The following is a 20534-nucleotide window of genomic DNA, read 5'->3' as shown; positions in this document are numbered from 1 at the left end:
CCTGACAAGTCAGGAGGTGTTTATTGATTTGCTTTATTGCAGAAATTGTTGAACTGCTTGATTTACCAGTTTGCCATCCGCTTTGCCTTTGACTTTCGGCATAAGGGCAGACATGACTTTCCCCATCTCGGCTTTCGAAGAAGCACCGGTTTCCTGGATGGTCTGCTGTACAATAACTTTAATTTCTTCTTCGGTAAGCTGTGCGGGAAGGTACTGACTGAGTAATTCAATTTCCGCTTTTGCATTTGCCGCGAGGTCATCACGGCCCGCTTTGTCAAATTCTTGGAGGGCATCTTTGCGCTGTTTGATTTCACGACTCAGAATATCAAGCACTTCGTTATCATCCAAATCTCTTTTCAAATCTATTTCAAGATTCTTGATCGTCGAACGAATCAACCGAATGTTGGAGAGCTTGAACTTGTCCTTACTCTTCATCGCTTGCTTCATATCTTCGTTCAATCGTTCGCTAAGATTCATGTAGTTAAAATCCTCCTAAAACTTTCTCTTACGAGCAGCCTCGGACTTTTTCTTGCGCTTTACGCTTGGCTTCTCATAATGCTTACGTTTCTTCACCTCAGCCAATACGCCATCTTTTGCGATGGAACGTTTAAAGCGACGAAGTGCAGCATCAATAGTCTCGTTTTTGCGAACTTTAGTTTCAGACACCAGTTTTCCCTCCCTCCGACCAGACCGTCCAAGAGCAATAACACGGTTCATCACCTTTCATTATAGGCGAAAGGTAATAAAGGTGTCAACCTTAACGTAATGATCATTTATTTTATGTGAACTTCAGCTTCATATTCATGCCTTTTATGCATATATGAATCAGTCCTGATTTAGAGTAACTTGGATCGTTTATTTGTGTGAGTCTGACAAACTTGTCAACACGCCAAGTCGGGTCCCACCAAGTAAATGATAATGCAGATGATGAACGGTTTGTTCTCCATCCTTACCGCAGTTATTAATCAGTCGGTAACCTGTTTCTTCCACGCCAAGACGCTTGGCCGCTTCCTGCGCAGCCAAATGAATCTCCCCAATCAACGGCAAGTCTTCCGCCGTTACTTCATTCATGGAAGAAATATGTTTCTTGGGAATAACGAGTACATGGGTCGGTGCAGCGGGCTGGATGTCATGAAAGACGATGACATGGTCATTCTCCAGTACCTTATTGGAGGGAATGCTGCCCTCTACAATTTTGCAAAATAAGCAATCCATTGTTCATACCCTCCTTTGAATTAAAAATTATGTATACCCTTCTATCATACCGGAACTGAAAACTCACGTCCAATTTAACCTGTTTTAATTCAATAATAAAAGTAACAGGAAAAACCTTTCACATCTCAGTAAAGAAGTGCAAAAATACACCGAAGATGTGAAAGGTTCGATTTTCATCTAAAAGTACTGTTTTCACCGTTTTATTAATAATAAGGCAATAGAGTTAAGGCAGTGAGGCCAATCAGAGGTAGTACCAACCTATTGAACCGTCTGCGACCATAACCATAATAAGGATACGGGTAACCATAGCCCGGGAAAAATCCCCGTGCATGCGCGGGATAAGTAACCGGCATCATATTGGGTCCCCAGTTTGCATTTGCATGGTTAACCATGGCTTCATGCCCCACGGGAACAGCCAAATAAATCATATCATCATCCACATTTTCCACAATGCCATCGTAATGGGCACCGTCATGCATCTGTATACATACATAGCGATGCATGTGTTCCTTACACAGTTTCTTCGCTTCTACTTTTTCCACGTTTAATCGCCTCCCGAATCTGTTCTGCTCTTCATCACCCTTTCATCGTATTCAGATCTGGGCGAAATGACACTGTGCATGACAAGAGTTTCAAGATAAGTGCCTATTAAAAAAAAGAAGCACCCCGTTGCAGTTTCCATACGGAAGTCTGCTGTCGCGGACGTCTAATCAGGATTTATTCCTGATCAGACGTCCGCCGGGGTGCTTACATAAGTTTGTCGGCTTAACTGTAGTATAACAACAGGATGAACCTGTATCTGTGAGCTATCTCACTCAACTCTCACAACGAGTGTATAAATGAGTCTCAAACCACCAAACCTCAATCCATCAGGAGATTCCCCTTAGGATCAAACTTTAGTAATTGGTTTATGAGGAGAGGAGATTAATCTCAATTTGTAATCATTCAATCGTATGTGTTCTGTTTCAAATCCCTATAATGTTTCCAATACTACGCGAGAGCCAGCTCCGGCTTCGCCCGCTGGAATAACTACAAGTTTGCGTGGCAAGCGTGCTCGCAGCTCCGGAACGTGACTGATAATGCCGACGGCAAGACGGTCATCATGCAGTTTTTCTAATGATGTAATGACGGTATCCAGCAATTCAGGGTCCAATGTGCCAAACCCTTCATCCAGGAAGAAGAATTGCAGCGGGTACTGACCGCGCAGCTGAATCTGGGCAGACAGAGCCAGGGCCAGTGACAACGAAGTCAGGAACGTCTCTCCGCCGGACAAGGTGGATACCGGACGTTTAACCCCACCGTTTGCATCATCACAGATGACAAAGCCCCCACCTGAATCCACCTCAAGTGAATAACGTTGTTTGGTCAGGAAGCGCAGACGCTGTGAAGCAGCCTGACTAACCTGCATCAGTTGTTCTTCTGCAATATACTCGACAAACGCATTACCTCTGAAAGCTGCTTGCAGTTTGCTAAGCATCTCACCTTGTCGGCTCACTTCTACCCGTTTGTTCTCCAACTCGGTCCAGCGAACGTGTCGCTGCTGCACATCTTCCAGATCCCGTTCTGCACGCGCCTTGGCTCTAAGAGCCGCTTCATCCTCTGCACGAGACTGCTGGAGTCGCACTGTGCATGCCAACCATTGTTCCTCGGATACAACAACTCCGCCCAGTTTTTGTTCCAGCTCACGTAATTGAGAAACAAGTTCACGATCACGCTCCCGATGCTGCTGAATTTCCGCCGCCAGCCGCTCTGCTTCTTGGGAAGGAAGGGCTGCTTCCACAACGGCATTCTCGGAGTCAAATGGCGATTGATCCAGCAATTGCTTCCAGCGTTCCTGTGCCTGCTGTAAATGCTCTGCTGCCGAGGCTGCTGCTTGTTGAGCCATGACATCCTTCTTGGCCGATTCCTGTTTTAAGGCATCCGCTTCCTTGAAACGCTGTGCTGAATCGGCAGCAATTTTCCGCAACCCATCCAGTCGAGTCTGGGCCGCAGCAATCAAATCCTCGACCCGTTGCTCACCAACCCATTGGCGCAAACGTTCTTCCTTCTCGACGAGCTGTTTGCTGTTTCCTTGCCATTCCGTTTGCCACTGAATCAGCTGTTTGTCCAAATCAACCAGCTTCTGCTGGAGGGACTGTACCAGCTGTTCCTTTTCCTCAAGGAACGTCACGCTCTTGTTCAGCCGTTCCTTGATATCTTCTGCGAGCGCGTCTCGCTCCTGCATCGCCTGGTGAAGGGCCATGGCCTGCTCTTGAGCGATGCCTGGCAGTTCCGCGGCCCAGCGGCCGTGCAATGCGGCTGCGGCGGCCTCACTCTCGGCCAACCGGCGCTCCGCCTGGGCGAGTCCGGCTTGGCCGGCCTCCTGCGCAGCAGCCGCTTCCATGCGGCGCTGCTGCGCGCCTACAGCCGCCTGCTGCAACGCGGCGGCTTCCGCTTGCAGCGGCGCTGCGGCTGCAGCCAGCGCCCGCGCGGCTTCGCGCAGTGCGGCGGCACGCTCCGCCCAGTCCGCCGGGGAGCGCCCGTGTACGGGCGAACCGGCGGGCTCCGGCTCCGCAGCCGCAGGCGCGGCCTCGGCTGTGGCCGGGGCTTCGCCGGCCGCAGCACCAAGCTGCGTCAGCAGGCTGCGACGTTCGTGCAGCTGCTGGCGCAGCCCAAAGCGCAGCTCCTGCAGCTCCGCGTGCAGGCTGCGCAGCAGTTCCAGGTCCGCATCGCCTGCAAGCGGACCTTCTCCCGGCGGCTCAGCCGGGAGCGGGTGGTGTGCGGAGCCGCACACCGGGCATGGTTCGCCGTCGCGCAGCTCGGCGCGCAAGGCGGAGGAGAGCCGATTCAGCTCCTGCTCACGCATGGTTCCGCGCAGCTGCTCCTCCGCCCTGGCCAGCAGGCTCTGTTCACGGCCTATGTCCTGCTCACAGGCAAGCAAGGCCTCAAGACCCGTTGCCGCCTGTTCAATCAGATGCTGACGCTGTTCACTCAGACGGTTCTCTTCCTGGGCAGCCAGCTTTAGCCGTTCTGCCCCCTGAACAGCCGACTGCTTATTGGCTTCCATCTCAGCCTTGTTCAGGCGCAATTGCTCCGCCGCAGTATCTAGACGATGCTTCAATTCCAGTGCAGCCTGCAGCTGTCTGCGTTCTTCGGACTTCACTTCATTCGGCTTCAGGCTTTCCTGTAATTCTTCCCGCCGTTTGCGGCCACGCTGCTGTAGTTCTTTTTCCTTCTCCAGCTGTTGTCCGATGACACTCTGTTCAGCCTGTCCTTTGTCCAAAAGCTGCTTAAGACGGGTACGATCCTCTCGTAGTCCGTCCCGTTCCCGTTGCAACTCCTTGGCCTGTTCCAGCTGTTCCAATCGAAGCAGCAGCTTGGGTTCTTCCTCAGCCATCTGTACACGTGCCTTCTCGGCCTTCTCGGCTTCCAGTACAGACAGCCGTTCATGTTCCACCGCTTGCTGGTGAGCAATGCCGGCTGCATCCTCACGCAACTTCTGCTGTGCTGCCGCGTCACGCATCGTCTGCAATGAAGGGAGGATCGCGTCTGCCGCTCCGGCCAGTTTCAGCCGTTGTTCCCCAGCTTCGATCTGTGGTGCACGTGCTTTCAGCTTTTCGTGTTCCTCCATACGAGCCTGGCGTTCATGACTTAACTCACGGACTTTGCCGAGCTGCTCGGCTTCCTTCATCGCTTCATCAAGCGTTTTGCGTGACAATTCAGACTGTTTCACAGCAGCTTGAAGAAGAAGCTCCGTTTCCGCCAACGTCTCTTTGCTCGCATTCCCAAGCCCCTGCTGCTCGGCAGCCAGTGACTGATGAACCATATCATTATCCTTCACCCGCCGACTGAGCTTGATGGCAAGCTGATCTCCATACTTCTCCAGATGAAATAAACGTTGCAGCATCTGCCGTCGTTCACTGCCTTTCAGGGACAGAAACTCAGCGAATTTACCTTGTGGAAGCACAACGGCTCGCGTAAAATCATCCATTTTCAACCCAATGACATCTTCAACGCATCGGTTCACGTCTGCCAGTTTATCAGCCAGCACCTGTTCTTCTCCGTTGACGGTCTCAATGAATTTGCTGATGGTGTTGCTCACCGAAACCTCATTGTTTCGTTTGAAACGTCGTTCCACCCGAAATCTTCTTGTGCCTTCTGCCGAGACAAGTTCAAATGTAAAAGCAACGGACAATGAATCTTCAGCGTGATTCATGATTCCCTGGGTACCGTTAACCGCACGTTCCACTTTTCCGTACATCGCCAGCGTAATCGCGTCGAGCAAAGAAGATTTCCCACTGCCTGTAGGACCAAAAATGCCGAACAGTCCCGTTTCTGTCAATACGGTAAAATCAATCTCCTGAGTCTCCCGATAACTTTGCAGACCTGCAACTTTCAATAAAATCGGCTTCAATTTCCCTCGACCTCCTCACGCATACCCGGCTCGTCCTCATCGACGAGTTCCAGGAACAGTTGAACCAGACTGTCTTCAGGTAATGCCCCACCTGTCTGACGCTGATAAAATTTGCGGAAAAGCTCATGTACGGGAAGCTCGGATCGTTGCTCCAAAAGCCCTGCGGCTGCCATCTCGGGGTACACCGGACGGATATGGATGATCCCGTCATGCGACTTACGAAGCTGCTGGATTTCTTTCAGAGACATAGCATCATCCAGCCATACTTCCATATCAATAAAAGCCTGAGGATCACGCCCTTCATCCAGCCAACGATAAACCTCAGCCAGACCGCCACGCGCCTTCCAACGCACAAGTGGACGTCCAGAGGTCAACAGCACTTCTTCCACGTTTGCGGCACCCCCTGGTGCCAGATCAACCATGGTGACGGACTTACTCTGCCCCGCTTCGGAGAAACTGTAGGCCAGTGGAGAGCCACTATACCGAATCACACCGTCCCCTTTAACTGCCTGCGCACGATGAAGATGCCCCAGTGCTGTATATTGCGCCCCTGTTGACAATGCAGAAGGGTCAACCGTATAGGCCCCTCCTACCTGAATGGGACGTTCCGAATCACTTTCCACTCCGCCCAGAACATAAATATGACTCATTGCCAAATTCACCGTATCCGGACGAAAAGAAGCAGCCAGACGCTGCATTAACATGCCAACCCGACGGCTGTATGCCTGGCGAAGCACATTCTCGTCCCCATCCGTTGTCAGCAGTTCATTCAGTCGCGCTTCAGAGGGGTATGGCAATGCAGCAATCTGCGCAGTCTCTCCAGTTCGCTTTGCATGGATCGTAACTGCTTCTGAAGTAGGCATACCTACAAGTGTAATTCCCTGTCTGTTCACAAGCGGGGTCACCGAAGCCACTCGCTCCGGCTGATCATGGTTCCCGGCAATCACCACAAGTGGTCTTCCTTGTTCTGTCAGACGCGCCGCGGCCTCATAAAAAAGCTGTTCCGCCGATGCAGGCGGATTTACAGAATCATACACGTCTCCAGCCATCAATATGGCATCTGCCTGCTGCTCATCCGCGAGTCGAACAAGCTCATCCACAAAATCCTCCTGCTCTCGCAGCCGGCTCCGTCCCTCCAGCGTTTTCCCCAGATGCCAGTCCCCTGTGTGCAAAATACGCATCGTCCTTTCAACCCCTCTCTCATGCAAAATCCGATGATACAAATTCCATCCGGCCGTTTTAAAATTTCACTTTATATTTTCACAGCAAGTCCGCCATCAAAAAAGTACAACCACTTCCGGTCGACTTTCCGACCCAGAATATCCTCAATAGCCCGGCCATACAGCTCCAGCTGAAAGCGATAGTTTTCCGTCAGTTTGTCCAGTCCACCGAGATGTTCCAACACCCGGTCTGTCTTGTAATCTAGCAAAATAAGCTCGCCATCCACCTCATACAGGCAGTCAATAATCCCCTGTACCAGCACCATTTCATTTTCTAGTGATGCCTGCATCTTACCGTCTTCCTCCAAGGTGTGAATCCCTGCATCTGGTGACAGACTTTGAAGCCATTCAGCAGGAGAATGATGTGCCGGAAGTCCATAAATAAAAGGAATCTCCCGTTTCACCCACTCCGCACGCAACAATTCTGTCCCAGGCTCTGTATTGAAGAATTCGGCCAGTTGATCAGACTCAATAACCTCTGCTTGATGGGGGAGCAAAATCTGGAGCTCAACTAACCGCAAAAGTGTCTGCTCAACGATTTGCGAATCAATGGGTGAACCATCTACAGGAAGATGCTGCATCAACGTATGATACACCGTTCCACGCTCGGCTCCAGTCAATTGTTTTTCCTCCATGAATTTGGGACGACGTAGATGCAATTTAAAGGACGATCCTCCATCCTTCACTTCACGGCCCTCATAATCCACAGAAGTCTCAGATTGTTCTTCAACTTCCTCCATCATCTGTAAAGACTGATGGTCTTGCATGGCTAGCAATGTTTTTAGTTCGGTAACCGATGTACTGGCAGCTACTTGCGTTGCTGCTTGATGAGGATACATCCATGAAAGCCGTTTATCAACTTCCCGAAGCAGCTGTAGACCCTCTTGCTCACCTATTGTAAATACAGCTTCCTCACTGATGTCTCGTAGTGTTGCATCTTGTGTATCCTCGATCATCTCTTCTTCAGTGGAGGAAGGAAACAGCTCCACAGGCTGAACTGCTTTTAGGGCAGCAATTCGATGTTTCCGCACTTCTGTCATGCCGTCTTCTTCACCAAGCGTCTGATCCACAAATATTTCCCGGGATACTTGATCAGCAGAAATGACAGAAATAGTCCAGCGTGATTCATCATTCACAAGACAGGCAGCATATGAATCAGCGCCTCCCGCAAGTTCACGCAGCAAAGCTGCGTCTGGATGTCTCATCAGGGATGGACCGATCCAGTCCAGATAACTACGTCCTGCTGCAAGCAGATAGTCAGGCAATACCCGTTCCGGACTGTCTTTAATCTGAGACCATGCCACTGCCTTTTTAACAACATCTTTCACCGTACCGACCAAAATCATTTTCTCTTTTGGGCGGGTCAAAGCCACATAGAGCACCCGCATCTCTTCGGCAAGCAGCTCAAACTGGGCGCGACGACGAATCGCCAGATTCGCCAAGGTTGGATAGGCAACCCGATTCTCACGATCAACAAACCTCGGGCCAAACCCCAGCTCCTTATGCATCAGAAACGGCGAATTCAGATCCTGCTGATTGAACATTTTGGATATGCCCCCGACAAAAACAATAGGGAATTCCAAGCCCTTACTCCGGTGAATCGTCATGATGCGTACCGCATTGTCCTGCTCACCAGAACCACTTGAAACGGTGCCAAGATCTCCCCCGTTCTCACGTAGTCTGGATACATAGGTCAGGAAGCGGAACAACCCACGATTAGCCGTTGCCTCCTCATATTGCCGAGCGCGATCATACAGAGCCTTCAAATTACTTTGACGCTGTATGCCTCCCGGTAGGCCGCCAACCCAGTCCAGATAACCCGTTTCCCGGTACATTCGCCAAATGAGTTCACTCAGGCTGCCTTGTCTGGCTTCAAGCCGCCACTGTTCCAACTGACGCATAAAGCGAATTAACTTTTGTTGCAGCTCTGTGCTGGTACCGTTGTCCCTATCCGCATCGTCGCTTATACGTCCACCCATACTTGCATCTATACCAGCATCCAGAAGCTCATCTGTATCTGCATGTACAGAGGATTCATGTGTACGTTCGATAACTTCTGCTTCGGCGGATACTGCCGACTCCCGCTGCCCCTGTTCCATTTCTGACCAGACTTCGGGCCATTGCAGCTGGATTGCAGATGAATCCGGATTCGAAACTTTCTCACCATGCTGCCCGACAACATTTAACGAACTATTGAATGCTCCTGTAGCCGATACAACAGCATCATAGAAAGACTGTCGCTTGTCCCCAAGGCGAATCTGAGCCAGTTCCTCTTCATCTAGTCCGACAATCGGCGAACGAAGCACGGAAGCAAGCGGAATATCCTGCCTTGGATTATCCACAATCTGCAGCAAGGACAACATCACTTCCACTTCCGTCGCCTGGAAATACCCTTTGCTTTGCTCCCCTCCGGCAGGAATACCCTGCTGTCTGAATTCCTCAATCATGAGTGGAGCCCACATCAGGGCAGAACGAAGCAAAATAACTATGTCTCCGTAACGCGCAGGTCGCATGGATTTGAGGGCTTTATCATAAACGTTAAGGGCTGGTTTATCCGTATCTCCAACCATTTCACGAATACGTCGAGCCATGGCCCGAGCCTCCAGCTGGGCGGTTTCGAGCTCGGCACTCTCCAGCTCGGCAGAAGGCAGAGCATCTCCATTCTCGTCCGTGCTTTCCGTCAGATCAGGTCCTCCGCCTTGACGATCAATCAGCATAAGTTCAGGTGTGTATGCCTCATCCCCAAGCGTCTCTGCCGGGAAAGTAGCCCCATAAGCGAGCTGCGCCCGTTCATCATAGGCAATCTCAGCTACCCCTTCATTCATGAGCTGCTTGAATAACATATTGACCGAGTGGACTACTTCTGCACGACTGCGGAAGTTACGCGCAAGATCAATACGTCTTCCTGCATGCAATGACTCTTTCTCTCCGTCCACTTCCATATCCGAATTCGCTGCGTATTGACGATACTTGTTCAGAAACAGACCGGGTTCAGCCAGACGAAAACGGTAAATACTCTGTTTTACATCACCAACCATGAATCGATTTCCTGGATTTTCTCTGGAAATCAGTCTGACGATATCTTCCTGCACCGTATTAGTATCCTGATATTCATCCAGCAGCACTTCATCGAAACGTGCCCGATATTCCATTGCCGCATCCGAAGGCATCGATAGCTCAGGAGTTGAATCCTCATGGCGCAAAATATGAAGACAGTAATGCTCCAGGTCACTGAAATCAACCTGACCGCGTTCCCTCTTGGCCTGTCGATATCGCTCTCCAAATGCACTGACCAGCTTGGACAATTCCTGCATTAGTGGTGCCGCCTGCTCCAGCTCCTGCCAGAAAGAAAACGCACTTCTTCCAAACAATGACCCTTTCAGATCCGTAACGGCTTTTTTCGCAGCCTCACGCAGTTCCTTGACCTGTTCTTGTAACCCCGGGTCCGTCTGGTCCTTTTTGCAAGGCTTCAGCTTGCCAAAAGATGCTGGCTGAAACACTTCAGGCAATCTTTCCCACGGCATGACCTCAACAGCTGACAGAAGCTCTTCGACCATTGCCAAATCTTCTTTTAATGTATCTGCATAAGGTTTCGGACCCTCCGGCTGCATAGATATGCTGATTCCTTGACGCAGCAGACCAGCCGCACCACTTAGGGCAAGAGCCGCATCACGCAAAATACTCTGAACCCATGCAGAATGCCCAAGTGCCTCGACACTTTCCACCTGAAAAGCAGATGCCATCTCCGCAAGCCAATGATCCGGCCAGGAATGACTGCGTGAGAAATCATACAAACGCTGCACAAGTCGATGCATGGCATCATCGTTTCGTTCCCCACTGAACCAATCCACCAATTCGCGGAATGTACTGCCTTCATCTTCTTCCCCATACTTTTCCTCAAACAACTGCTCCAACAATTCCTGCCGCATAATCTCGGCTTCATTTTCATTCAGAATCCGGAAAGCCGGGTTTAGCGGAATTTGCTGATAATAACGACGAATGACCTCCATACAGAATGAATGCAGTGTCGTAATGGATGCCCGCCCAAGTAGTGAAAGTTGTTTGCGCAAATGTTCTTCGGCAGGCTGCTCTTCAAGTGCACGTTCCAGTGCTTCCCGTATCCGCTGCTTCATCTCCGCCGCAGCAGCTTTCGTAAATGTTGCAACCAGCAAACGATCTACGCTGAATCCGCGGGAAGGGTCTGCAATCTTACGAATAATCCGTTCAACCAATACGGCCGTCTTCCCGGAACCCGCTGCAGCAGCAACCAGAATGTCTTCCCCACTCTGTGAGATGGCACTCCATTGGTCATCACTCCAGAAGCTTCCCTCCGGTTTTGGCATAATCGTCATGATGTTTCCCCTCCTTTGTCATGAGACAGCATGTCCCAGATTTGCTGTTTGCCCGGTTTAGACAACAGATTATATTCATTGCCTTCGATATTTTCATCAAATTGACAGACTGGCTTGTACGGACAGAAGGTGCATGCAACCTCCTGCTGGATACGGTAAGGTTCAATCGCCACATCCCCGTCCGTAATCCGGGTGCCAATCTCACGAATATTACTGCGAACTGAAGCAAGCAAGGTATCCCATTGTTCTGGCGTAGCTACAGCAGCGCTGCTATAAAAACTGCCATCTGCCTTAAGCGCAACCGGAATAATGGCCGAATAGCCTTTGTCCAAGGTATTGTCCATTTGAGCGATCGCATCCCGGTCCGCGAGTAACAAGCCCTTCATTTTAAACCGTTTCAGTAGTTCTTGTCCTGCCTGCTCAGAAGTCATGCCATTCGCCGATTGAAGCAACGGATTATGCACATGGAAATAGAGTGTTCCTCCAGGCATAGCCGATTCTCCAAGCCACTCCTCGGCAGCACTAAGCAGTACCTCCAGGTACGTGAGCATCTGTAATGACAAGCCATAATACACCTCATGCAACTTGAGATCGGTCTGGCTCGATTTGTAATCAATGACCCGCAGCAGCAGGCCATTCTCTCCTTCAGCCACATCCACACGGTCGATCCGACCCACGATCTCCATCACACAGCCATTTTCCAATTCAAAACGAAGGGGTGGCAGGGGTTTACCTGGCCCAAAATCAAGCTCCAACCCAATCGGTTCAAAGCTTCCCCGTCTGGACTGTTCACCCAGAATAACGGACGCCCTGCTAACGATATCCTTCAGCTTCCGGAAGATGTAACCATACCGTTTGGTACTAAGCAAAATCTCTCCCTGCAACTGTGGTGCAATCTGCTCCACGGTGTGCTCCGCTTCCTTCCGACATTCATCTGGAGACAGACTGCCCCAACTACGATTCTGCTCACGCAAACGTATGGCAAGCTGACTCAAGGCTGCATGGAACAATTGTCCAATATCAGGGGCTTGCAAGCGGTACAGCTGGCGCTCTTTCAAGCGTAGCCCGTGGGATGCAAAATGGGAGAACGCACACGCCACAAAACGCTCCATCCTGGAGACACTGGTCCTTACCTCTGTGCCATATAATCTACGGCTAGTAGCCGTACGTAGAGGTAACGCCCGATTGCGATAAAAGACCGATCCAAGCAATTGTTTCAGCTGAGGTCTGCTCGTCTCCCGAGAGACATGCCAGTTATAGATCGCCCACCACATTTCAGGAATATCTTCTCCACGGCGCCATCTGCGCAATTGTCCGATGAGATAAGAGAGGCTCTGACCAGGATGGTTAACATAAGACCAGTGTATCTCTTCAGCATCCGTAACCGGCGGCTGGGCAAGCAATGGCTGCTCATGCAGACCGAACATCTTCCGTACATGTCGTACAATTTCCGAGGGCAGTAATGTTTTCCCTTCATCATCTGCAACAGGATAACTCAGCCATAACTGCTTGCTCGCCGCTGTCAGGGCGGTATAGATCAGAAAGCGTTCATCCAGCATTTGTCTTGTTGCTCCCGGCCCAAGCCCCAGTCCTCTCTCTGTCAATAACAGCCGTTCCTGCTCAGTTAATACACCATCATCCTGAGGCACAGCAGGCAGTTCACCATCTACTGCACCCAGAATAAATACGTACTTGATACCCTGAAGACGTGTACGATCCATCGATCCAACCAACACTTGATCAAGCGCTGGAGGAACAAGTCCCAGCTTCAGTTCGGTTAATCCGGTCTCCATCAGCCCAGCAAATAGATCGATATCCAGCCGTTCGGCCCCCATCATATCAACCATCTGATCTAATAGATCTAGAACGGCACCCCACATTTGACGATGCTCTCTCGAACGTTCCGGATCACCCTGGGCTTTGGCTTCTGCAGACATCTGATCCAGCTTCCAAGGAATCTCAGCATCTTCCAGTAATCTGTAAAGCGCCGCACATTGGTCTTTAGCTGTCTTTGCCTTGCTCATTCGTTTCTCAAAAGCACCCAGTGGATCAACAATCACTGTACGGCATTTTTCCATTAAGGACAGCATCTGCTCCCGGCCCCTGCTGCGGACATCCTGATCGTTGTCTTCCAAGGACAGGCTGGGTACATACTTCCATGGCTTGCCATCTGTCCAGCGGTATCCGTGAATTCCGCAAGCTAATATATAATTTTCGAGCTGGTCCATATCTTCACGTGTAATGGAACCGCCCCGTGGAAGCAGCAGATCCGTTTTCACACAGCGAAATACATCCTCATAACGCCAGCGACGGCGAACGATATCGAGTGCTGAACGAATAAATTCCGCTAATGGATGATGTAGTTCATTTCTTCTCCGATCCAGAAAGACAGGCACGCCATAGTCCCTGAATAGGGGCTCAGCAATGTCGGCATATGTATCCAACTGACGAACAAGCACTGCCATATCTCGATAACGCGCACCTTCATCTTGCGCCAGACGACGCATCTCACGAAGTGCTCCTTCCATCTCAGTCCGGCGGTTCTCAGCGACGTACAGTCGGACACCTGCATCACGCCCCTCGCTCTTCCAGCGAACTCTGCGATCAAAGCCAGCCTCCAAATGCGCCAGTCCAGGACTGCCCTCATATCTCGGCAAAACTTCCGGTTGAAGCACGGTTGTCTCATTAAAAACACCCAGATCCTCAGCCATACCTTTGAGACGTGCATATGCACTCGCTGTGGGATGGAACAGCTCCAGTTCTGCTGGAAGTGCGCCGTGGTCGTAAGCACGATCCAACGTCAATGCAATTGTGACGGAAGAAGCTTGCAGCATCAATCTTCCAATGACACTCATTTCCTGCGGAGTAAATCCCTGAAATCCATCGATCCAGATCTGTGCATCTTGCAGCAACGTGCTCTCCGGCAACCGCTCTGTCAGTTCAGTCAACGTGTCTTCATCATCGATATATAGTTCGGTTAATTCCTTTTCATAATCACGGTATATAAGTAGCAAGTCATGCAGCTTGTCTCCCAGAATCGGTGCAGAAGAGGAAGTATTCCATGCGGAAAGTCCTTCTTCAAGTGAAGTGGGGTCAAGTTCATAACGTTTAAACTCACTGTATAAATCATTTAAGTCTCCTATAAATCCCAGCTGGCTGCCTGATGCTCCAAACAACTTCAATTCTTCCTTTCGACGCTGAAGCACTTTGTAGAGCAGCATTTTTTTGCCTTCAGCCCCAATGGGAATACGTGCAGAACCACCTGCCTCCTGCATTACCCGATAGGCCAATCGGCGAAAACCAAGCACTTCAGCACGCATGGTACCTTTAATAGCCCCTGAAGATACCAGTGACTGTTCAGTTCGAAACGAACTCTGTTCCGGGACCAGAAGAATCAGTGGTTTACCTTGTGGTTCCTTATGAAGCAGGGATGTGATTTCCCGGGTAATCAGCGCACTCTTACCGCTGCCTGCCCGGCCAATAACAAAGCGTACGGACATGTTTAATCCTCCAAACCATCACGAACAAGATTTTAATTCCCAGTATAACATATCTGACTTGGTTCGGAACATACGTTTGCCACTATCCGGCAATTACAGAAAGCTTCTCCACGAGCATAGCAAAGAGCCCACAGCTTATGAAAACAGTGGACTCTTTGCGTAAATGTATATTCGATCTTAAAATGAAATCGCGCTCAATTAATTCTTTTTGCTGCGTACTTCGAAGATGGAAAATTTCAGGTAATGACCTTCGTCTACGCCCAAAATTTGCGGGTGATCCTTACCGGCTGCTTTCCAGTCGATCAGACGCAGTACTTTGCCTGCATCTTCGGCTGCATCCGCAATAGTTTCTAGGAAGAGATCCGGACGCATGTGGTATGAACAGCTTGCCGTTACTAAATACCCACCCTCATTCACCAGCTTCATTCCTTGGAGATTGATATCCTTATATCCACGGCATGCGCCTTTGACTGCTGATTTCGTTTTGGCAAAGGCTGGTGGATCGAGGATAACCACATCAAATGTTTTACCACCGGCTGCAAGCGCTTTGGACGTATCCACTTTCTGTTCACCAGCACGTGCACGTACGTTACGCTCATCTAGGCCTTTCACCTGTTCACGCAAGTATTGGAATGCATCCGCAACGACAAATTCGACCCGATCAGTAAAACCGTTCAGCTCTACGTTGGTACGTGCACTTTCAATCGCATGTTCTGAGATATCAAGACATGTTACTTTTTTTGCTCCATATTTGCAGGCGTTCAATGTGAAGCTGCCTGTGTGGGAGAAACATTCCAGCACAGTGGCCCCATCCCAATAAGGGAACGTCACAACCTTGCCACTTTTATTCACAGGAAGCAACTGCTGCGTACCATCCTGCTCAGTCTGTTGGAGCGTAATACCACTCTTATAACCCCAACCCTTCATAAGTGGTTCAATGGCTGCACGATTCTCGCGTTGGTCGAAGAAGTACCCTGTCTTCTGACCTTCCACGATATCCACCTTAATAAGCAATCCATTCTCCGTTACCGTGACATGACGAGGGCACTCCCCGTACAATGGTCCCTTCGTCTGCTCCAAACCTTCCAGTTCACGAATGGATACATCACTGCGTTCATAGATGCCTTCCGGCTGCATCACTTCAATTAGAGCTTGTACAATCGCTTCGCGGCAACGGTCCATGCCGAGTGTGAGCAATTGAACAACAAGGATGCTGCCAAAACGGTCAACGATCAGTCCTGGCAGGAAATCAGCTTCCCCATAAACGAGACGGTATGCCTCTCCATCCTGGATAAAACGCTCCCGGTGGCGCAAGCAATCGCGGAAACGCGCTGCAAAAAACGCGGTGTCCATCTGTTCAAACTCCAAAGGTTGATACGCCACGACTCGAACTGTGATTTGAGATGCAGGATTATAGTATCCCGTCGCAAGATAGCGACCTTGGTGATTCAATACGTTGACCAGATCTCCCGGTTCGGGGTTTCCTTCAACAGAGGCAATTTCATTGTTATATATCCATGGATGTGCATGTTCAAGCCGCTTTTTGCGGCTGCGTTCCAGTGTAACTGATGGCAAGATAGATCCACTTCTTTCATAGTTAGTTGTTGAAAAGATAGGTTTGGTGCAAAGGTGACCGCTACGGGGATGGATTGGACTTTCGATAACCGTTACGTCGTTGTACAGGTGAATCTCAAATTCCACACTTGCCACTGCGATGACAGAACAACCTTCCGATCGCTGTTATCCCCAGATTTTTTTTGATATCCTTTTCAGAAGGGAAAATCCGGGGATAAAGGCGAGCGCTTCGCTTCTTCAGGTTTTTTCTGCCCTCTCCGTTATCGTGTGAATCTTTAGATCAACCCATATGACCGTAAGCGTTTCGCTTCTACAGTTCCAATTCCATCCTCCTCCGCTACGTTTGCAGAATCTCCGTATCTTTTGATTGGGGGTGCGGTATTTTGGGTGACCATTAAGGAAACTTCTCGGTCTTTCAGACGCTGTTGATTCCAGAATTCCGTTAGCCTGTCATGGTTGTCCTTATTTACTCATAGGATGAGAATAAGGATATGCACGGAAGGAATGATGTTAACTCATGTTCAGAGATGTTGTGCTGCCCCTATTGTATGGGCTTCTTATCTTTTTTGGCGGGATGAAGCTGATGGAAACAGCCTTACAGCGGATGGCCGGGCCCATGCTGGCTGGATGGCTGGGCCGGGCTACCTCTGCTCCCTGGAAAGGCATGGCTTTTAGCGCGGGCGCTACAGCCCTGCTGCAAAGCAGTACTGCCGTCACCGTACTCACCATTGGACTGGCGAACGCCAGATTAATTACCTACGGACGCACACTTGGCATTATTCTTGGCACCAACATCGGGACGTGCCTGACCACCGAGTTGGTCGGATTGCAGATTGGGCGTGTTTCCCTGCCTCTGCTTGCCTTGTCTCTGACAGGCTGGGCCGTCTTTGTTGTGCTTGGTGAACGAAATCAGTTCGCTCCTGAACGCACACGCCGGACACTGTTTACGATGCAATACAGCTTTCTCGCGTCAGCCGGATTTGCCCTCGTCATGACAGGCATTCAAGTGATGCAATCCATTGCCGTACCCCTGCGTAGTATGGGTGTATTCCAGTGGTTCCTGGATCGATCAGCAGACAGCTTGTGGTGGGGCTTTCTGGCAGGTGCCTGTCTGACGGCCCTAATTCATAGCAGCGCAGCTGTCATTAGCATGGCGATTACGCTTGCAGCCACAGGCGTACTGCCTGTGGAGATCGGCATCGCTATTGTGATCGGGTCGAACGTGGGGACCTGTATCACCGCCGTGATTGCTGCCGCTGGCGGAGCATCCGCGGGCAAATTTGTCGCAGCCTCCCATGTCGTATTAAACATAGCGGGGGCGCTGCTATTTATGCCGCTGATCGGCCAGCTGCATGCAGCTTCGGCCTGGCTATCAGCGGATAACGGGGCGCAGATTGCGCACGCCCAGACCCTTTTTAACGTCACCAGTTCACTGCTTGCCTTGCCATTCTGTTACTTGCCGATTTGGCACAAAAAACCACCGGTCTCCACCCCAGTGGCGAAGTCACCCGTGGCCTGATGCTCAAAAAGCTCTTAACAAACAGTAGCGATACGTCACGCAACAGAAAATAGCTATACGTTAATGCCTAATTTGCTTAGTGCCACACGTAAAATGTCATCGTTATTATCGTATCCACTTTGCTGCTGTCTGGACCAAGCTTCTTCCGGAGTGTACCAATCCACACCTTTGATTTCTTCAATCTGAGGCTGCAGGTCGCCGCTTTCCGCTTCAACGAGATAATAATGAACTTCCTTATCCACCGGACCAAGCTCTGCATGCTGATACGTATAGGCGATGATATCGACGGGTTCTACTATTCGGCCAACTATGCCTGTCTCTTCCAGAATCTCACGTAGTGCAGTCTGTTCCACCGTTTCTCCATCTTCCATTTTGCCCTTGGCGAGAGTCGTTTTGCCGTAGCGATCTACAATCAGTTGAATTTGAAGCTTTCCGTCTTCTCCCGTGCGGTAGACGACTCCGCCTGCCGAAATTTCTTTTCTGTTCATGTTGCTCTCCCCCATTACGGAATTGTCTTTATCTTTTTTTGGAAAAAGAAGGACCTCATCTCCACGGGTACGCTCCCCAAGGAAATGAAATCCTTGTTTCTGACGCCTCGATTACATCGCTGCGGACTTGAGATTTTCCTCCAACACTCGAACCAGCGTAGCCTGGCTTTCATTCACACCCGCCTCGGTCACTTTGACACGGCATACTTTGCCTACCATATCCATGGAACCATCAAAGACCAGCTGAATGTAATTGTCACTATAACCGTGCAGTTTACCACTGCCTTCACAGCCCTTGGCTTCACCTTCAGGAATGACATCCAGTACTTGCCCCACAAACTGTTTGGCGTATGCCAGTTGCATTTGCTCGGATAGATCAATTAGTTCATGCACGCGTGCATTTTTAACTTCCTCATCCACCTGATCCTCCATACGCGCTGCCGGTGTTCCGGTCCGCTTGGAATATGGGAATACGTGCATTTCGGAAAAACCGATTTTCTTCATCAGCTCGTAGCCGTTACGGAACATCTCATCCGTCTCACCCGGGAACCCAACAATAACGTCGGTTGTAATCGCTACATCCGGCATCGCTTCCCGAATGCGAAGCATTTTATTGTAAAACTCTTCGGTCGTATATTTACGGCGCATACGTTTCAGTACGGTATCATCACCCGCTTGCAGCGGAATGTGGAAGTGCCGCACAAGTTTGTCTGAACGTTTGATCACATCCAGCATCCGATCATCAATCTGACTGGCTTCAATCGAACTGATCCGAATACGCTCCAGGCCCTCTACCTTATCCAAGTCCCATAGCAGATCTGTCAGATCGTAATTCTCCATGTCATCCCCGTATCCACCAGTATGAATGCCTGTCAGGACAATTTCCTTGTACCCGGCGTGCACCAGTTGATGAGCCTGTTGGATGATGCTATTTGCTTCCCGGCTACGGGAAAGTCCACGTGACCACGGAATAATGCAGAACGTACAGAAGTTATTGCAGCCATCCTGAATTTTCAGAAATGCACGGGTACGATCGGCAAAATCCGGTACGTCCATCTCTTCAAATACCCGCGTTTTCATGATATTGCGCACAGCATTGACGGGCTGACGAGATTCCTGAATTTCATTGACATATGGCAAGATTTTGTCCCGATCCTGTGTACCGATAACAAGATCCACACCAGGGATGTCCAGAATCTCTGCCGGAGAAGTTTGCGCATAACAGCCTGTAACGGCTACAATCGCATCCGGGTTGCGCCGAATGGCACGACGGATAATCTGGCGGCTTTTTTTGTCGCCGGTATTGGTTACTGTACAAGTATTAATCAAGTATACATCCGCTGTCTGTTCGTCAAAGTCTACCTGATCGTATCCTTCGTTTTTGAACAATTGCCAAATCGCCTCTGTATCATAAAAATTAACTTTGCAGCCTAAGGTGTAAAACGCCACGGATGGCATAATTACATTCCCCCCATTTCTCCGGATTCATATAAGACGCAAGTTAGCGCCGCCATTCCAGCTGTCTCGGCCCGCAAGATGCGTTTGCCCAGTCCAACGGATACAGCACCCGCCTGATCGGCTTCAATCGTTTCCCTCTCCGAGAATCCGCCCTCAGGTCCAACAACGATCAACACTTCTGCACTCGCACCAGGTGCAAGCTGCTCCACAAACGGCTTCAAAGCGTCTCTTAACTGCTTGCCATTTTCCTTTTCATAACAATAACATACCAGACTGTAGCCCTCAAAAGAAGATAGCAGCCCTTTCCAGGAAAGTGGCTGCTCGACGGATGGAATGCGGTTCCGATGGCTTTGTTCAGCGGCTTCCTTCGCGATTTTCCGCCACCGCTCCAACCGTTTGCCTTCTTTCTTGGCATCATATTGCACAATCGTACGCTCAGACAGGAAAGGAACAAAGGAAACCGCTCCGATCTCTGTACATCTTTGAATGACCGTCTCCATCTTATCGCCTTTTGGCAAGCTTTGAGCCACGGTTACACGTATACGCGCTTCATGGTCCATTTCGAGAGATTCCACAATATTCGCTGTTACTTGCTGGGCTTCGATGCTTTCAATCTGCACCAAAGCTTCTTTGGAGTTTCCGTCACTGACAATCAGTTTATCTCCAGGTTTACCACGCATCACTTTGCCGATATGGCGTGCATCATCACCCGTGATGACCACGGAATGTTCATTAAACTGTTCTGCAGATACAAAATAACGCTGCATTAGTCTGTCCACCCATTCTATCCTGTTATGACTGGAATTCACCCCGC

The 20534-nt window shown here is 50.1% G+C and carries 13 protein-coding genes; 1 reads left to right on the top strand and 12 read right to left on the bottom strand.

Translation table 11 applies throughout. The annotated features are described in order from the left end of the window. Nucleotides 1-33: 33 nt before the first annotated feature. The 9 genes from ACR1R9_RS04905 to ACR1R9_RS04865 all read right to left on the bottom strand — a co-directional run bounded on the left by ACR1R9_RS04905 (nucleotide 34) and on the right by ACR1R9_RS04865 (nucleotide 16255). A complete protein-coding gene (locus tag ACR1R9_RS04905; protein ID WP_024628476.1) occupies nucleotides 34-477 on the bottom strand; it encodes a GatB/YqeY domain-containing protein in 444 nt (147 codons plus the stop codon). Nucleotides 478-492: 15 nt separating this feature from the next. Next, complete coding sequence (rpsU, locus tag ACR1R9_RS04900) at nucleotides 493-666, bottom strand: 30S ribosomal protein S21 (RefSeq protein WP_005547957.1); 174 nt, start codon at nucleotides 664-666, stop codon at nucleotides 493-495. 189 nt (nucleotides 667-855) lie between these two features. Continuing rightward, the gene (locus ACR1R9_RS04895) at nucleotides 856-1215 is read right to left on the bottom strand and encodes a histidine triad nucleotide-binding protein (RefSeq protein WP_076288086.1); all 360 of its coding nucleotides are present in this window, start codon (nucleotides 1213-1215) and stop codon (nucleotides 856-858) included. Nucleotides 1216-1418: 203 nt separating this feature from the next. Beyond that, the gene (locus ACR1R9_RS04890; RefSeq protein WP_076288085.1) at nucleotides 1419-1757 is read right to left on the bottom strand and encodes a hypothetical protein; all 339 of its coding nucleotides are present in this window, start codon (nucleotides 1755-1757) and stop codon (nucleotides 1419-1421) included. Nucleotides 1758-2188: 431 nt separating this feature from the next. Further along, complete coding sequence (locus ACR1R9_RS04885) at nucleotides 2189-5608, bottom strand: AAA family ATPase (RefSeq protein WP_433921593.1); 3420 nt, start codon at nucleotides 5606-5608, stop codon at nucleotides 2189-2191. Then, nucleotides 5605-6789 (bottom strand): exonuclease SbcCD subunit D, encoded by a 1185-nt coding sequence (locus ACR1R9_RS04880; protein WP_175383174.1) that lies wholly within the window; start codon nucleotides 6787-6789, stop codon nucleotides 5605-5607. The genes ACR1R9_RS04885 and ACR1R9_RS04880 overlap by 4 nt, the downstream gene beginning before the upstream one ends. A gap of 71 nt (nucleotides 6790-6860) precedes the next feature. Then, the gene (gene addA / locus ACR1R9_RS04875; protein WP_433921594.1) at nucleotides 6861-11180 is read right to left on the bottom strand and encodes a helicase-exonuclease AddAB subunit AddA; all 4320 of its coding nucleotides are present in this window, start codon (nucleotides 11178-11180) and stop codon (nucleotides 6861-6863) included. Next, nucleotides 11177-14680: a helicase-exonuclease AddAB subunit AddB gene (gene addB, locus ACR1R9_RS04870; protein ID WP_433921595.1), complete on the bottom strand. Its 3504-nt coding sequence runs from the start codon at nucleotides 14678-14680 to the stop codon at nucleotides 11177-11179. The genes addA and addB overlap by 4 nt, the downstream gene beginning before the upstream one ends. Before the next feature lie 198 nt (nucleotides 14681-14878). Continuing rightward, nucleotides 14879-16255 carry a class I SAM-dependent rRNA methyltransferase gene (locus ACR1R9_RS04865; protein ID WP_433921596.1) on the bottom strand — a complete coding sequence of 459 codons (1377 nt, stop codon included), beginning with the start codon at nucleotides 16253-16255 and terminating at the stop codon, nucleotides 14879-14881. Nucleotides 16256-16772: 517 nt separating this feature from the next. Between ACR1R9_RS04865 and ACR1R9_RS04860 the strand changes: the two genes are divergently transcribed. Next, entirely contained in the window at nucleotides 16773-17774 is a 1002-nt protein-coding gene (locus tag ACR1R9_RS04860; RefSeq protein ID WP_076288079.1) for a Na/Pi cotransporter family protein, read from the top strand. 53 nt (nucleotides 17775-17827) lie between these two features. On the opposite strand, the gene ACR1R9_RS04855 is transcribed toward ACR1R9_RS04860, so the two are convergent. The 3 genes from ACR1R9_RS04855 to ACR1R9_RS04845 all read right to left on the bottom strand — a co-directional run bounded on the left by ACR1R9_RS04855 (nucleotide 17828) and on the right by ACR1R9_RS04845 (nucleotide 20487). Beyond that, on the bottom strand, nucleotides 17828-18262 hold the full coding sequence (locus ACR1R9_RS04855) for an NUDIX hydrolase (protein WP_433921597.1): 435 nt from the start codon (nucleotides 18260-18262) through the stop codon (nucleotides 17828-17830). Nucleotides 18263-18373: 111 nt separating this feature from the next. Beyond that, nucleotides 18374-19720 (bottom strand): tRNA (N(6)-L-threonylcarbamoyladenosine(37)-C(2))-methylthiotransferase MtaB, encoded by a 1347-nt coding sequence (gene mtaB, locus ACR1R9_RS04850; protein ID WP_433921598.1) that lies wholly within the window; start codon nucleotides 19718-19720, stop codon nucleotides 18374-18376. Between the two features lie 2 nt (nucleotides 19721-19722). Then, the gene (locus ACR1R9_RS04845; RefSeq protein WP_099858447.1) at nucleotides 19723-20487 is read right to left on the bottom strand and encodes a 16S rRNA (uracil(1498)-N(3))-methyltransferase; all 765 of its coding nucleotides are present in this window, start codon (nucleotides 20485-20487) and stop codon (nucleotides 19723-19725) included. Between the last annotated feature and the right edge of the window lie 47 nt (nucleotides 20488-20534).

The sequence above is a fragment of the Paenibacillus taichungensis genome, assembly GCF_050994985.1.
Taxonomy (GTDB): domain Bacteria; phylum Bacillota; class Bacilli; order Paenibacillales; family Paenibacillaceae; genus Paenibacillus; species Paenibacillus taichungensis.
This window is presented reverse-complemented; position numbering and strand designations above follow the sequence as displayed.

Excerpts from the sequence above, each read along its gene's own strand:
- ACR1R9_RS04880 (WP_175383174.1), bottom strand. The coding sequence starts at position 6,789 with ATGCGTATTTTGCACACAGGGGACTGGCATCTGGGGAAAACGCTGGAG.
- ACR1R9_RS04845 (WP_099858447.1), bottom strand. The coding sequence starts at position 20,487 with ATGCAGCGTTATTTTGTATCTGCAGAACAGTTTAATGAACATTCCGTG.
- ACR1R9_RS04855 (WP_433921597.1), bottom strand. The coding sequence starts at position 18,262 with ATGAACAGAAAAGAAATTTCGGCAGGCGGAGTCGTCTACCGCACGGGA.
- ACR1R9_RS04860 (WP_076288079.1), top strand. The coding sequence starts at position 16,773 with ATGTTCAGAGATGTTGTGCTGCCCCTATTGTATGGGCTTCTTATCTTT.
- addB (WP_433921595.1), bottom strand. The coding sequence starts at position 14,680 with ATGTCCGTACGCTTTGTTATTGGCCGGGCAGGCAGCGGTAAGAGTGCG.
- ACR1R9_RS04895 (WP_076288086.1), bottom strand. The coding sequence starts at position 1,215 with ATGGATTGCTTATTTTGCAAAATTGTAGAGGGCAGCATTCCCTCCAAT.
- mtaB (WP_433921598.1), bottom strand. The coding sequence starts at position 19,720 with ATGCCATCCGTGGCGTTTTACACCTTAGGCTGCAAAGTTAATTTTTAT.
- addA (WP_433921594.1), bottom strand. The coding sequence starts at position 11,180 with ATGACGATTATGCCAAAACCGGAGGGAAGCTTCTGGAGTGATGACCAA.
- ACR1R9_RS04905 (WP_024628476.1), bottom strand. The coding sequence starts at position 477 with ATGAATCTTAGCGAACGATTGAACGAAGATATGAAGCAAGCGATGAAG.